This window comes from Marinobacter sp. (genome assembly GCF_041984545.1).
Lineage (GTDB): Bacteria > Pseudomonadota > Gammaproteobacteria > Pseudomonadales > Oleiphilaceae > Marinobacter.
Genome location: NZ_JBHIXV010000028.1, coordinates 21,891 through 36,192 on the forward strand (window position 1 = coordinate 21,891; position 14,302 = coordinate 36,192).

Here is a 14,302-nt window from a genome sequence, read left to right on the forward strand (position 1 = left end):
GATCCGTCATGCCCGGCGAACGGTTGTTCCCACTCTCTGGCTCCAGTACCCTAAATCCGGACTCCATCTTCACCGGTTGCTCCCACTGGCCAGCACCAAGTTCAGCGTTTATTTGATCAATTCGTTCAGGGGCGCCCCTGTCATTCCAATATTCGTTTACTTCCATTCCTGAAAATCCAACAAACTATGAATCTTACTGAACTCAAGCAGAAATCCGTGCCCGAATTGCTCGATATTGCGCAAGAAATGGGCCTTGATAACCTGGCTCGTTCGCGCAAGCAGGATGTGATCTTCACCATTCTGAAGAAGCATGCGAAAAGCGGCGAAGACATCTACGGTGACGGCGTACTGGAAATTCTGCAGGATGGTTTCGGCTTCCTCCGTTCCGCCGATGCCTCCTACCTGGCCGGTCCTGACGACATTTACGTTTCGCCCAGCCAGATCCGGCGATTCAATCTGCGCACCGGTGACACGGTCGCTGGCAAGATCCGTCCGCCGAAAGACGGCGAACGCTACTTCGCCCTTCTGAAAGTCAACGAAATCAATTTTGACAAGCCGGACAACGCGAAAAGCAAGATCCTGTTTGAAAACCTCACGCCGCTGTTCCCGGAAGAGCGGCTGACTCTGGAAGCGGGTAACGGCAGTACCGAGGATCTCTCATCCCGGGTGCTGGATCTCGTAGCGCCCATCGGCAAGGGCCAGCGTGGCCTGATCGTGTCTCCGCCCAAGGCCGGTAAGACCCTGTTGATGCAGGGCATAGCCCAGTCCATCACCCGCAACAATCCGGAGTGCCATGTGATGGTGCTGCTGATCGACGAGCGGCCGGAGGAAGTGACCGAGATGCAGCGCACGGTGCGCGGCGAAGTCATTGCCTCCACCTTCGACGAGCCGCCGGCCCGTCACGTCCAGGTGGCGGAAATGGTGATCGAGAAGGCCAAGCGCCTGGTGGAACACAAGAAGGACGTTGTCATTCTGCTGGACTCCATCACCCGTCTGGCCCGGGCCTACAATACGGTTATCCCGTCCTCCGGCAAGGTGCTCACTGGTGGTGTCGATGCCCACGCCCTGGAAAAGCCCAAGCGCTTCTTCGGTGCGGCCCGTAACGTGGAAGAAGGCGGTAGCCTGACCATTCTGGCCACGGCTCTGGTGAACACGGGCTCCAAGATGGACGAGGTGATTTACGAGGAGTTCAAGGGTACCGGTAACATGGAAGTGCACCTGGACCGCAAGATTGCGGAAAAGCGGGTGTACCCGGCCATCAACATTCGCAGCTCCGGCACCCGCCGTGAGGACCTGCTGATGTCCGAGGCGGATATCCAGCGCGTCTGGATCCTGCGCAAGCTTCTGCACTCCATGGAAGACGACACCGCGGCGCTGGAGTTCCTGCTTGACAAGCTCAAGGACACCAAGACCAACGACGAGTTCTTCCAGTCGATGAAGCGTCGTTGATGCTGCTTTAGCAACAGCGCCTCCGGGTTTGGGGGTGGGCAGAACCGGGGGTCGCCTCCCCGGACACGCCGTAAACCCATCCCTGGGGGCTCGGCATTGCCATCCCTGGCAATGCACGGTCCGGGGAGGCGACCCCCGGCTCCGCCTTCATACCCTGTGCGCGCACCTTGTTCTGAGCGACTGAAAGCGGTCCAGCGAACAGCGATCTCCGTAGTACTGGCATATCTGAACGGAGTAACCGATGAAATACAACGACCTGCGGGACTTCATCAACCAGCTGGAAAAGCTTGGTGAGCTCAAACGCATCCGCGTCGAAGTCGACCCCCATCTGGAAATGACTGAAATCTGCGACCGCACCCTGCGCGCAGGCGGCCCCGCGTTGTTGTTTGAAAACCCCAAGGGCTACGACATGCCGGTGTTGGCCAACCTGTTCGGTACGCCCAAGCGGGTGGCGCTGGGCATGGGGCAGGAGAATGTCACGGCGCTTCGGGACATTGGCAAGCTGCTGGCCTTTCTGAAGGAGCCGGATCCTCCCAAGGGGTTCCGCGACGCCATCGAGAAGCTGCCTTTGTTCCGGCAGGTGATGCGGATGAGCCCGAAGGTGCTGCGTTCCGCGCCGTGCCAGGACGTGGTGATCGAAAAAGATCAGGTGGATCTGTACCAGATTCCGGTTCAGCACTGTTGGCCGGGGGATGCCGGGCCGTTGGTGACCTGGCCGCTGGTGATTACCCGGGGGCCGAACAAGGAGCGTCAGAACCTCGGTATATATCGGCAGCAGGTGATCGGGCGCAATCGCCTGATCATGCGCTGGCTCAGTCATCGGGGTGGGGCGCTGGATTTCCAGGAATTCCAGAAAGCCAATCCCGGCAAGCCTTACCCGGTGGCGGTTGCCCTGGGAGCGGACCCGGCCACTATTCTCGGGGCCGTTACACCCGTGCCGGACACCCTGTCGGAGTATGCGTTCGCCGGTTTGCTGCGGGGTGGCCGTACCGAGCTGGTGCAGTGTGGCCTCAGTGATCTGCAGGTACCGGCCAGCGCGGAGATTGTCCTGGAGGGCTTTATCTACCCGGACGATGTGGCGCCCGAGGGGCCCTTTGGGGATCACACCGGTTATTACAACGAGGTAGACCATTTCCCGGTGTTTACCGTGGAGCGGATTACCCACCGTAAGGATCCGATCTACCATAGTACCTATACCGGCAGGCCGCCGGATGAGCCGGCGATCCTCGGCGTGGCCCTGAACGAGGTGTTCATCCCCATCCTGCAGAAGCAGTTCCCGGAAATTGTCGACTTCTACCTGCCGCCAGAAGGCTGTTCCTATCGCCTTGCAGTGGTGACCATGAAGAAACAGTACCCGGGCCATGCCAAGCGGGTGATGATGGGGGTATGGTCTTTCCTGCGGCAGTTCATGTACACCAAATTCGTGATTGTTACCGATGACGACGTGGATGCCCGCAACTGGGAAGACGTGATCTGGGCCATCACCACCCGCATGGACCCGGTGCGGGACACCACGATGGTGGAGAATACGCCCATCGACTATCTGGATTTCGCCTCGCCGGTGTCCGGCCTTGGCTCCAAGATGGGTATGGACGCCACCAACAAATGGCCGGGCGAGACCAGCCGGGAGTGGGGCGAGCCGATTACCATGACCGAGGAGGTCAAACAGCGGGTGGACAGCCTCTGGGATTCGCTGGGTATTGAAACTCCGCCTCGCCGCCCCGAGTGATATGACCAGAACAAGCCGGCGCGTCCGTCTGCAGCCTTCAGGTCTGTCCTTCGTGGCGGAGGCGGGATCTGATCTGCTCAGCGCCGCCGCCAGTGCCGGCATCAAGGTGCCGGCGGCCTGTCGAAACGGGGTGTGTGAGATCTGCGAGGCCCGCCTGCTGGCTGGCCGGGCGCACAATACCCGAAACCAAAAGACCTTTGCGACCGGTGAGCGTTTGATGATGTGCCGAACCGTCGCGCTCACGGATCTGGAACTGGAGATTTCCGCCGTTATGGCAGCTGGAAACAACAAGCCTGGCAAGTATCAGGCAAAAGTGGTGGATGTGCGATCCATCAGTCACGATGTCTATCGGGTTGAACTGCAGCTTCCGCGCCGCCGGGAGTTGTCGTTTCATGCCGGGCAGTATCTCTCGGTGAACCTGCCGGATGCCGACCCCTGCTATTTTTCCATTGCCAGCAGCCCGTCGGCACAGAACATTGAACTGCATATTCAGGCCACGCCGGAGTGGATCTCGGCCCAGAAAGTCATCGATGCCCTCACCTCGGGTGGCGAAGTGACAGTAGAGCTGCCCCATGGCAAGGCCTGTCTGGCATCGGTGCCGACCAAGCCCATGCTGCTGGTGGCCGCCGGGACGGGCTTTGCCCAGATGAAGAGTCTGGTGGACTATCTGCGGGAGACCTCGTTCAACCAGCCGGTCAAGCTTTACTGGGGTGTGCGCCGGCATGAGGATATGTATCTGCGCGCGCTGGCCCAGCAGTGGCAGGACGAGTGGCCTCCATTCAGCTTCCTGCCGGTGGTAGGCGACGACGAGGATAACGACTGGGGCGGACACCACGACCAGCTGGTGCGTGCCGTACTGGCCTCAGGAATGGACTGGAACAACGTTGAGGTGCACGCCAGCGGTTCCCCCACCATGGTCTACACCCTGCTGGATGCGCTGGTGGAGGCCGGCCTGCCCGAGCAGGCCTTCTTCTCGGACGTTCTGGAATACGCGCCCCGGGGCTGAGCCCGGCCGGGGCTAAAGGCCCCGGTGATCAGGCCCGGGGCATCGGCAGTTCAGGCAGGCCATTGTCCCTGGCCAGGCCCTGCATCATCAGCTTGATGCTGGTTTCCTCTTCACCCATGTGGGCGTTCAGCCGACTCAGCTCGGCCAGTGCCTCCCGTGTGCGCTTCAGCCGAAGGCTGGTTTCGAAGTATTCCTTCGCCTTGCCCCAGAGCTCATTACGCAGGCTCAGGCGGCCCAGTGCCAGTAGCAGCTCCGGATTGTTGGGTCGGTCTTTCAGCCACTGCTCGGCCAGCAGCAGCTGCTCATCAGGCTTCTGGCCCTGAACCCGTCCGTAGAGATTAATCAGCTCGTCGCTCCAGTGATTACGCAGCACCTTGCGCAGCAGGGTTTCGGTTTGCACTTCGTCGCCCAGGCTGGCCAGCAGGCGGGCGTAATCCCGAATGGTGTACTCGTCGCGGCGCAGGAAACCCGGGAGCTCATCCCATAGCCGGGTCAGGGGTTCCAGCGAGGCGTCGGGGTCCTGTTGCTGCCGACGCCGGCAATCCTCGGCGGCCCGCTCCAGCAGATTGTGCCACACCTGCCGTTCGAGGCTGTTCAGTTCGTCTTCGGGCAGGACGTTGCGCTTGCGCAGCTCCGGCAGTAGCTTCGACAGTTCCCGCCAGTCTTCCAGGCGCAGATAGGTGTTTTTCAGCAGCTTCAGTACGAATGGGTGGTGTGGGGACTGTTTGCGCAGGCGAACCAGCGTAGCCAGGGCCTGTTCCAGGCGATTGCCCGCCAGTTGCAGCTGGGCCTGGGTGATGCCCACGGCAAGATCGGAGCCGGGGGTGCTGTCGAACGCCTTGCGCAGTAACTCATCCACCGCGTCGTGATCGCCGGCCTCGAACGCCGCCTGGGCCGCGGCCAGGTAATTGATCAGCGGGGTATCGGCGTGACTCGCGGAGGAAGTCAGCAGTTTGCGCGCCCGTGGCCAGTTACCCTCGGCCAGTGCCAGCAGGCCCTGGGTGGTTCGGCGGCGCGCCCGGCGTTCATTGCTTCGGGCAATCCAGCCCGCCACCAGCCCTGTGCTGGCCCTCAGCCGGCGAATCAGGTTGACCAGCAGGACGGACAGCACCACCAGGGCGATCAGCAGCCCCAGCCCGACCCAGAAGTTGGTTTCGATGAGGTAGTGGCCCAGGCTGATGCGGATGTAGCCAAGATCGTACTGCAGACCGAGCGAGAGGCCGGTGCCGATCAGCAGTGCCAGCAGGACTATCAGCAGCAGGCGGATCATGACTCATCGCCCCCCTGACCGTTGGCGTTGCTGGTGCCGCCTTCCGACCCGGCATTCAGGCGTCCGGCCAGTCGCTCCTTGAGCAGGTCAAGAGACTGGCTGATGTCCGGCAGCTCCGGGTCGACGTTCTTGGCGGCCAGTTCGGCCAGGGACTGTGAAAGCGCCGCCACCCGCGGATGGCTGGCGTCGTACCATTCGTCGATCGCCGAGCGCGCCTTGGCCAGGGCCCGCTCATACAGCGCCTGGTTGCCGCGAAGCACGGCCAGTTCCGCTTCCTCCAGCATCAGTTGGAGGTTGAGGCGAGCATAGGCGCTCTGGTCTGGCGACAGCAGCGGCTTGACCTTCTCATCAAGCCGGCGGACCACCACTACCTGCTGGAGCGTGGATTTAACTTCGCGCCAGGCTTCGGTCAGCGGGTTACCTGCGCCATCGTTACCGGATTCGCCACTCTGATTGCCGGTCAGGAAACCGGGCGCGTTTTCGCTGATCAGGGCCTGGTCCGTCAGTTGGTGAATGCTGTCGATCGCCGCTTCCAGCTGCAGGTACAGGCCGGTCCGGTCAACACCGGCAATGCCTTTGAGCGCGAGAATTTCCTTTGCCAGCTGCTGGCGCACGGGGTAAACGCCGATGTCGTCCGACTCCGCCAGTACCTCATCGGCAGCCTGCAGGGCTGACAGCGCACCACGAATATCCTTTTCGATCATCAGACGCTGGTTGGCAATACGCAGCAGGTACTCTGCCTCGGCCAGCAGCCAGTCGGTGCGGGTGCGGTTACCGGCTTCCAGCAATTCGCGGGCGTTGTGGTCAATCTGGCGCTGCTGTGTGGCAATCAGTTCGCGCTGGCTGGCCAGCTTCTCTTCCAGGGCCTGCAGGCGCTGGCTTTGCTGGCTGCCACGGTCGCCGTACAAATCCTCCAGCTGGGCCGTGTCCTGTCGCAGATCCTGCAGGGTCTGCATCACCGCCTGGTGATTGTTCCACTGCTGCCAGCTCCATAATGCCAGGGCGACAGCGATGATCAGGGATATCAGGGCGACCAGCCATAGGGGCCAGAGTTTCTGACGGGCCGGCGTTTCCTTGGAAACGGGTACGGGCAGTTGGTTCGTTGTCTCTGTCACGGGCGTCCTTACTTGGCTTTTCCGGAGCCACCGTCCCGGCCGGCAAGTTGCGCTGCAACCGTGGCCACGATGTCGTTATCGGCAAGGCTTCCTGGTATACACGGGTTCTGGAATCCCGCCGCACGAGCCTGTTCGGCGACCCGATCTGCGGGAACAATCAATAACCTATCGTATAGATTATGGCCGTAATTCGCACACAGTGCGATGAGATTGTTCAAGGTTTCGCCCGACAGGGCAACGATGGCCTCCGGGGCAAAGTCTTTCAGAGTTGCGCGCAGAAGCTCGGGGGAGTGCTCCGCCGGAAGGCGTCGATACAGTGGCAGCACGGTCACCCGGGCGCCCCGTGCCTGCAGGGTCTTGTGGATCAGTTCACGGCCGGTGTCGCCCCGCGCCAGCAGGACCTTTTCTCCGTCCAGGTGATTCAGGGAGGGCAGGGCAAGCAGGGCCTCGCTGGTCCAGCCCTTGGGAGGGAGACGTGGGTTTAGCCCGTGCTCGGCCAGAACTGCAGCGGTCCCAGCACCCACGCCGTACCAGCGGATGCCGACCGGTATCTGGGGCCACCAGGTGTCGATGGCGTCCAGTAGCAGGCGAGCGGCATAAGGACTGACGGCGATGACGTGGGAAAACTCATCGAGACTGAGGATGAGCGTGCGGCGCTCGGGTGTTTCCGGCAGCGGCTGCCGGTCGATCATCGGCAGTACCCGAACCTCTGCGCCAACATCGCGGAACCGGCGCGCCAGGCGTGACGCCTCCGGTTCGGGCCGGCAAACCAGGATCCGCCGGCCGCTCAGGTCCGGCTCAGGTGGGCGTGTGGCCATAGATTTCTGCCAGCACCTTGTCGGCGCCCAGTGCCAGCAGGTCCTCTGCCAGCTCCCGGCCCAGGCGCTCGCCTTCGGCCCGCGGTGCGCGGCCTTCAACGCGGAAAATCTGGCTTCCATCCACGGCCCCGACCAGGCCCCGCAGCCAGATCGTATCGTTATCCTCGAGCAGGGCATATGCCGCAATGGGCACCTGGCAGCCGCCTTCCAGTCGCCGGTTCAGGGCCCGTTCGGCCTTGACCCGATCGGAGGTGTCCTTGTGGTTCAACGGCTCAAGCATGGCCAGCAGTTCGTGGTCACCCACCCGGCATTCGATGCCCAGGGCGCCCTGGCCCACGGCAGGCAGCGATACGGTATCCGGCAGGCAGTAGCGGATGCGGTCGTGAAAGCCCAGGCGTTTCAGGCCAGAGCTGGCCAGTACGATGGCGTCGTACTCGCCGGCGTCCAGCTTGGCCAGGCGGGTGTTGACGTTGCCACGCAGCACGCGAATCTGGAGGTCTGGTCGATAGGCCCGGAGCTGTGCCTCCCGGCGCAGGCTGGCGGTGCCAACCACGGCACCCTCGGGCAGGGCGTCGACGTTATCGAACCGGTTGCTGACAAACGCGTCAGTGGGATCTTCCCGCTCGCAGATGGCAACCAGGCCGAGCCCCTCCGGGAACTCCATGGGCACATCCTTCATTGAGTGCACCGCCAGGTCGGCCCGACCGTCGAGCATGGCTTCTTCCAGCTCCTTCACGAACAGGCCCTTGCCGCCAATCTTGGCCAGGGGAACGTCCAGGATCTTGTCGCCCTGGGTCTTGATTTTGACCAGCTCCACGCTGACGTTGTCGTGCAGTCTTTCCAGTTCTGCCTTGATGAACTCCGCCTGCCACAGCGCCAGCGCGCTGCTGCGGGTTGCAATGCGTAGGGTACGTTTGGACATCACACTCACAGTCGGTTCGGAAAATGTCCGCCAAGGTTACCTTGTGGCGGTCCAAATGTCCCGTGGCGAAGCCGCGCCCGGCGGCAAACCGGCCCGCTCCGCGTAATCAGCCCGGCTGATGTTCCTGGAGCCACTGGCGCACGCTGCTGGCGTGGCGGCGGCTCACTGGCAGTTCGCCCCGGTTATCCTTGAGCTGGATCAGGTTGTGGCCGTCCGGCGTCCGTCGAAGCCCCTCGATAAAACGCACGCCCACCAGAGTGTGCCGGTGGGTCCGAAGCAGGAATTCCGGGTAACTGTTCTCCAGTTCCTTGAGCGTGTAATCACACACCGTGTCGCCACGGGTATGGTGGATGGTGACGTATTTCTGGTCGGCCTCGCAGTAGAGAATCTCCGAGAGGTCGATCAGAACGGTGCCGCGGTGGGTGCGTACAGCCAGTTGCTCCGCCTGGTTGCCGGACTGGCCATTCAGAGTCTGCAGCTGGACCCGGTTGACCCTGCCGGCCCGCGCCAGGGCGTCGGCCAGGGCTTCCCGGCGAACCGGCTTCAGCAGGTAGGCGGATGCCTGCACATCGAACGCCTGGATGGCGTAATGGTCGTAGGCGGTGCAGAAGATCAGGGCCGGGGGATTGGGCAGTTGGCTCAGGCGGTTGGCCGCTTCCATGCCGTCCATGCCCGGCATGCGGATGTCCAGCAACAGGATGTCGGGCTCCAGTTCGGCGACCTGCCGGAGTGTGCTATCGCCATCGGCGGCCTCGCCGCAGACACGGTACCCGGGGATGGCGTCCACCAGCCGGCGGATCCGCTCCCGGGCAAGGGGTTCGTCATCGGCGATCAGGACGCTGCGGGGCTCAGTCATCGCAGGGCTCGCTCTTCGTTGTGTCCGTGGTGCGCTGGTTGCGCCAGTCCGCCTTTGCTGGCGGCGGTGCGGTGATTTTCTGGCGCGGCAAACGCAGGGTTACGGTGTAAATACCGTCATGGTGGCTATGTTTCAACACTGCTGGTTCGCCAAATAAGGCCTGGAGACGGGCCTGGATGTTGGTCAGAGCCATGCGGTTGCCCTGGTGCTGTCGGTTGCCGTGGTCCGGCTTGGGGTTCTGTACCAGAAGGTAGATAAACTTGCCCTTGCTCTGGACTTCAATGCGCACGGTACCGCCTTCCGGCCGCGGCTGGATGCCATGATAGATGGCATTTTCCACCAGCGGCTGCAGGGTCAGGGGCGGAATTGCCTGCTGCTCCAGGCCAGCTTCGACCTGCCATTCCAGCCGGAGCCGGTCATCCAGTCGCAGGCTTTCGATGTCCAGGTAACGATGGCAAAGCTCCAGCTCCTGTGACAGGGGAATCAGTTGATCGACGCTGCGGAGGCTGGCGCGGAACAGCTCCGAGAGGTCCAGTACGGCGTCTTCCGCCCGTTCCGGGTTGACGGCGATCAGGCTGGCGATGGTGTTCATACTGTTGAACAGGAAGTGGGGTTGTATGCGGGCCTGGAGGGCAGCCAGGTTGGCCTGCATCTCGGCCTCTCGTTGTTGCTGCCATTGGTGCTGCAGGTAGAAGTAACGCAACACCATCAGCACGATCAGCAGCGCCAGCAGGAGTTTCTTGGCCACACTCTGCCAGGCGGCCACACCGCCCACCGGATGCAGCACGCTGTCGGCAAACAGGCTGAAGGCCAGCACATCCAGTAGCACGATCGCCACGATGGTAGCGGTGGACCAGGACACCCGCATGCGCGCCAGCCGTGCCCGGAGCAGGCAGATCAGCGCGGCGCTGGTCAGCGTGGTCCATTGCACGAACAGGGACAACAGGCCGAAGTAGTTCCAGTCGATCCAGCCGCGCTCCGCCTGCACAATTGACAGCACCAGCACCAGCAGTTCGCTGGTGACCAGCAACAGGAAGACGGCCCGCACCCGGCACAGATCCGGCACGAAGAAGTCGTTCGTGGTCACGCTGTTGTCCCTGTTACGGGATGTCTCCTTAACCGGGGTCAGAATGGTATACTCCCGCCACGTTCAATGTACCCAGTTCCCGCCAGATGATGCCGGGCTGTCAGCAGGAAAGATAGACCATGACGGATCAGAAAAAGTCTGACCAGACCACAAGCTCTGAAAAACCCTGGGGCGGGCGCTTCAGCGAGCCCACCGATGCCTTTGTTGAGAAATTCACCGCATCGGTCGGTTTTGATCAGCGTCTGTACCACCACGACATCACCGGATCCATCGCCCACGCCACTATGCTGGCCGAGGTAGGGGTGCTCACCAACGCGGAGCGGGACCAGATTATTGAGGGCCTGAAGGGCGTCAAGGCGGACATCGAATCCGGCAACTTCCAGTGGTCGGTGAGTCTGGAAGACGTGCACATGAACATCGAAGCACGTCTTACCGACCGAATCGGTATTACCGGCAAGAAACTGCACACCGGCCGCAGCCGCAATGACCAGGTGGCCACCGACATCCGCCTGTACCTGCGCGACGAGATCGACGTGATTGCCGAGGAGCTTCGGCGCCTCAAGGCGGGCCTGCTGGACCTGGCCGAGCGCGAAGCGGACACCATCATGCCCGGTTTTACCCACCTTCAGACCGCCCAGCCGGTGACCTTCGGACACCACCTGCTGGCCTGGTACGAAATGCTGGTGCGCGACGCCGAGCGCCTGCAGGACTGTCGCAAGCGGGTCAATGTGATGCCCCTGGGCGCCGCTGCCCTGGCCGGCACCACCTACCCGATTGATCGTGAAATGACCGCGCAACTGCTCGGTTTTGATCGACCGACCGAAAACAGCCTGGATTCGGTCAGCGACCGTGACTTTGCCATCGAGTTCTGCAGCTTTGCCGCGCTGCTGATGACGCACCTCTCCCGATTCAGTGAGGAGCTGGTGCTCTGGACCTCGGCCCAGTTCGATTTCATCGATCTGCCGGACCGCTTCTGCACCGGCTCGTCGATCATGCCCCAGAAAAAGAACCCGGACGTGCCGGAGCTGGTGCGCGGCAAGACCGGCCGCGTGAACGGCCACCTGATCAGCCTGCTGACCCTGATGAAGAGCCAGCCGCTGGCTTATAACAAGGACAACCAGGAAGACAAGGAACCGCTGTTCGATACCGTGGATACCATCAAGGGGTGCCTCAAGGCCTACGCCGACATGATTCCGGCCATCCGTTCCAAGGCCGACAACATGCGGGTGGCGGCAAAACGCGGCTTCTCCACCGCCACCGACCTGGCGGATTATCTGGTCAAGAAAGGCGTGCCGTTCCGGGATGCCCACGAGATTGTCGGCAAGTCCGTGGCGTTCGGGGTAGCCGAAGGCCGGGATCTGTCCGACATGACCCTGGAAGAGCTGCAGCAGTTCTCCGACCACATCCGCGAAGACGTCTTCGATGTGCTGACCCTTGAAGGGTCGGTCCAGGCCCGGAACCACCTCGGTGGCACGGCACCGGATCAGGTGCGCGCTGCCATTGCCCGGGCTCGCAGCCAGCTGGGCTGACCAGCCCGGGATTTACCCGCCTATCCGCCCGGTGGCGAGGTCTACCGCCGCCGGGGTCAGCTCTGCCAGGGGCTGCGGGCGACACAGCCGGTAACCCTGGCCGTAGTGGATGCCCAGGGTCCGTACCTTGCGCAGGGCGTCGTCGCTCTCGATAAAAGTGGCCACCGTCACCTTGCCTGCGGCCTCGGCAATCCGGTGCAGGGCTTCGAGCATCACCTGCTGCACGGGGTCGTCCGCCAGGTGCTGAACCATGCGCCGGTCCAGTTTGATGATGTCCACAGGCAACCGGGCGGCCAGGCTGTAGCTCTCGACCGACGCACCCGCGCCGTCCAGCGCCACCCGGAAGCCCGCCTTGTGCAAGGCATCGCACAGTACCGCCACGTCATCGGGATACTGGGTGGCGTGGGCCTCGCGGATTTCCAGGCAGAAACAGTCGGGTGCGAACGCCGATCCACTCAGGGCGCCGGCCATGAACTCGGCAAAGGTGTCATCCAGTACGCTGGCCAGCGAAAGGTTGAAGCCACAGTATTTGAGCCTCGGCTCCAGCAGCGGCTGGCGGCCAAGCCACTCCAGGGTCTGGCGGATGACCTGGCGGTCGAGGCGTTTGGCGAGATCGAAACGCTCGGCAACCGGGAGGAAATCCTGGGGCATGAGCACCTCATCGGTGTCGCTGGCGGCCGGTATCCGGCACAGGATCTCGATGTGGTCACCCCAGGTCGGGCTGGCCACGGGGCGCATGGCCTGGTATTCAAGGATCAGGTTGTGGCTGTCCAGAGCCTCTCGCATCTGTGCCACCCGCTCATTGGCAACGGCGTCGTTGGTCTGGTGGGCCAGGGCTCTGGCGGTGTGCACCCGGTTTCGGCCAGAGGTCTTGGCGGTATGGCACAGATCTGCCGCCTGGGCGAGCAGCTGTTCCGGGTCTGTGGGTACATCCTGATCCATGATCAGCAGGCCGCCCGAGGCAGTCGTGCTGAGCTTGTGGCCCTGCCAGTCGAAAACGAAGTCGCCGATCAGCTCCAGGGTCTCCTCGGCGATCGCCCGCGCCCGGGGTTCGGGGCAGTTCTCGATCAGCAATGCAAAGGTGTCGCCTGCGAGGCGCGCGAGGGCATCACGTTGCCGGACCCGAACACCCAGACTGCCAGCCAGCTCACGCAGATACCGGTCACAGGTGCCGCTTCCGGCCTGCTCGTTGAAGCGCTCGAAATTATCCAGATCCAGATACAGAAGGCTGTCAAACGATGCCCGGTGCGCTTTCTGTTCGAGGGTTCTGAGCAACCGCGCCACCAGTTCCCGCCGGTTCATCAGACCGGTTACCGGATCATGACGGAGTCGATAGTCGTCGCTGGCCCCCTGGTTGGCGCGTGGCTCCACCGGTCGGGCCACGTGAACCGCGCCGGTAATCTCCCCGTGGTCGCCAAGCAGTCGCTGGTAGTGAAATTCGTACACCGGCAATGGCCTGGCTTGCTGGGCCATGGGCATCTCCAGCACAAAACTGTCCCGCTCGAAGGCTCGATGCCAGAGCCGCTCCATCATTCTGCGTTCGTTGGGAAAAGACTCCAGCAGACGGCTGAGATTGGCGCCCAGGGTGGGTTCCACGCCAAAGGTTTCCTGGAACTGTGTGGCCCATGCGGAATTGAAATGAGTCAGGTTGAACGCAGCGTCCACCGCAACCACCAGATCTCGGCTTGCGCTGCTGATGGCCGACAGGATCCGGTCTGCCTGCCGGCGGACTCGGTCCAGCTGCATCCGGGCGGTCTTGTCTACCAGAGTGCCACCCAACCGGGTCGTGCGGCCGCTGGCTTTGAGGGCCCGACAGTTAAGGCTGACGCGACGCGGGTTCTGGCGCGATGTAAGGATGTCGAGATCGAGGGAAAATCCCTGGCCGGTCCGGATGCATCGACGAAACAGGGCGCGCACCCTGGTCTGCCCGGTCTGGCAGTAGAACAGCGCCTGTTCCGGGGTGATTCCGGTGCCCGGGCGCAGCTCCAGAAGATGGAACATCCCTTCGGACCAGGTCATCTGATTGGTCTCGGTGTCGAGCTCCCAGAGCCCGAAGCCGGCGCCGGATTCCGCCGCCCGGAGCAGTCGCGCGTCCCGGCCGGGGGTGTCACTAAGGGCGATGGTGGCGCTGGCCGCGTTGTCGGCATCACGCATTTCCAGCCGGAGATTGAGGCTGGCGGTGTAGAAAAAACCCTCTTTGTGACGGAAGGTGACCAGAACCGTCTGGCCACGCTCGATCCGGTGGCGGTTGGCGGGCGCGAACGGGTCATCTTCGCGGGACGCCAGGATCCGGTGCACTGACTGGCCTTCCAGTTCGCCGCTGTCATAACCGAGGATCGCCTCAGCGTGGTGGTCTGCGAACAGGATCCTGCCTTCGTCGTCAATGCGAAGAACAGTGCTGCGTTCAGCAGTCGGGGAAGAATCCGGCCGATACCGGCGAATGATGAACTCTTTCACGAGCGGCGAGCCTCGGGGGTTCAGTAACTTTTATTTTTCTTCGGGTTTTGCAACGATGCCCACA

The 14,302-nt window shown here is 62.5% G+C and carries 11 protein-coding genes; 4 read left to right on the forward strand and 7 right to left on the reverse strand.

Annotated features, from left to right (window positions below; all coding sequences use genetic code 11):
- The first annotated feature begins 186 nt into the window (after positions 1-186).
- From rho to ACFC20_RS13195, 3 genes are all read left to right on the forward strand, one after another.
- On the forward strand, positions 187-1,449 hold the full coding sequence (rho, locus tag ACFC20_RS13185; RefSeq protein WP_375193417.1) for a transcription termination factor Rho: 1,263 nt from the start codon (positions 187-189) through the stop codon (positions 1,447-1,449).
- A gap of 241 nt (positions 1,450-1,690) precedes the next feature.
- The gene (gene ubiD / locus ACFC20_RS13190; protein WP_375193418.1) at positions 1,691-3,178 is read left to right on the forward strand and encodes a 4-hydroxy-3-polyprenylbenzoate decarboxylase; all 1,488 of its coding nucleotides are present in this window, start codon (positions 1,691-1,693) and stop codon (positions 3,176-3,178) included.
- A gap of 1 nt (position 3,179) precedes the next feature.
- Positions 3,180-4,184, forward strand: coding sequence for a 2Fe-2S iron-sulfur cluster-binding protein (locus ACFC20_RS13195; protein ID WP_375193419.1), 1,005 nt, complete (start codon positions 3,180-3,182; stop codon positions 4,182-4,184).
- A gap of 28 nt (positions 4,185-4,212) precedes the next feature.
- Here the strand turns inward: ACFC20_RS13195 and ACFC20_RS13200 are convergent, their stop codons facing one another.
- The 6 genes from ACFC20_RS13200 to ACFC20_RS13225 form a co-directional block, all read right to left on the reverse strand.
- Entirely contained in the window at positions 4,213-5,454 is a 1,242-nt protein-coding gene (locus ACFC20_RS13200; protein WP_375193420.1) for a heme biosynthesis HemY N-terminal domain-containing protein, read from the reverse strand.
- A complete protein-coding gene (locus ACFC20_RS13205) occupies positions 5,451-6,569 on the reverse strand; it encodes a uroporphyrinogen-III C-methyltransferase (RefSeq protein ID WP_375193421.1) in 1,119 nt (372 codons plus the stop codon). Before ACFC20_RS13205 ends, ACFC20_RS13200 begins: the two co-directional genes overlap by 4 nt.
- Positions 6,570-6,577: 8 nt before the next feature.
- Complete coding sequence (locus ACFC20_RS13210; protein ID WP_375193422.1) at positions 6,578-7,387, reverse strand: uroporphyrinogen-III synthase; 810 nt, start codon at positions 7,385-7,387, stop codon at positions 6,578-6,580.
- A complete protein-coding gene (gene hemC, locus ACFC20_RS13215) occupies positions 7,368-8,309 on the reverse strand; it encodes a hydroxymethylbilane synthase (protein WP_375193423.1) in 942 nt (313 codons plus the stop codon). Before hemC ends, ACFC20_RS13210 begins: the two co-directional genes overlap by 20 nt.
- Before the next feature lie 106 nt (positions 8,310-8,415).
- On the reverse strand, positions 8,416-9,165 hold the full coding sequence (locus tag ACFC20_RS13220; protein WP_375193424.1) for a LytR/AlgR family response regulator transcription factor: 750 nt from the start codon (positions 9,163-9,165) through the stop codon (positions 8,416-8,418).
- Entirely contained in the window at positions 9,158-10,252 is a 1,095-nt protein-coding gene (locus ACFC20_RS13225) for a sensor histidine kinase (protein WP_375193425.1), read from the reverse strand. The genes ACFC20_RS13220 and ACFC20_RS13225 overlap by 8 nt, the downstream gene beginning before the upstream one ends.
- 119 nt (positions 10,253-10,371) lie before the next feature.
- On the opposite strand from ACFC20_RS13225, the gene argH reads away from it, so the two are divergent.
- The gene (gene argH, locus ACFC20_RS13230) at positions 10,372-11,781 is read left to right on the forward strand and encodes an argininosuccinate lyase (protein WP_375183528.1); all 1,410 of its coding nucleotides are present in this window, start codon (positions 10,372-10,374) and stop codon (positions 11,779-11,781) included.
- Positions 11,782-11,793: 12 nt separating this feature from the next.
- On the opposite strand, the gene ACFC20_RS13235 is transcribed toward argH, so the two are convergent.
- Positions 11,794-14,238, reverse strand: a complete 2,445-nt coding sequence (locus ACFC20_RS13235; RefSeq protein ID WP_375193426.1) for an EAL domain-containing protein — start codon at positions 14,236-14,238, stop codon at positions 11,794-11,796.
- Between the last annotated feature and the right edge of the window lie 64 nt (positions 14,239-14,302).

Coding starts and splice junctions, on each gene's coding strand:
- rho (WP_375193417.1), top strand. CDS start 187: ATGAATCTTACTGAACTCAAGCAGAAATCCGTGCCCGAATTGCTCGAT.
- ubiD (WP_375193418.1), top strand. CDS start 1,691: ATGAAATACAACGACCTGCGGGACTTCATCAACCAGCTGGAAAAGCTT.
- ACFC20_RS13195 (WP_375193419.1), top strand. CDS start 3,180: ATGACCAGAACAAGCCGGCGCGTCCGTCTGCAGCCTTCAGGTCTGTCC.
- ACFC20_RS13200 (WP_375193420.1), bottom strand. CDS start 5,454: ATGATCCGCCTGCTGCTGATAGTCCTGCTGGCACTGCTGATCGGCACC.
- ACFC20_RS13210 (WP_375193422.1), bottom strand. CDS start 7,387: ATGGCCACACGCCCACCTGAGCCGGACCTGAGCGGCCGGCGGATCCTG.
- hemC (WP_375193423.1), bottom strand. CDS start 8,309: ATGTCCAAACGTACCCTACGCATTGCAACCCGCAGCAGCGCGCTGGCG.
- ACFC20_RS13220 (WP_375193424.1), bottom strand. CDS start 9,165: ATGACTGAGCCCCGCAGCGTCCTGATCGCCGATGACGAACCCCTTGCC.
- argH (WP_375183528.1), top strand. CDS start 10,372: ATGACGGATCAGAAAAAGTCTGACCAGACCACAAGCTCTGAAAAACCC.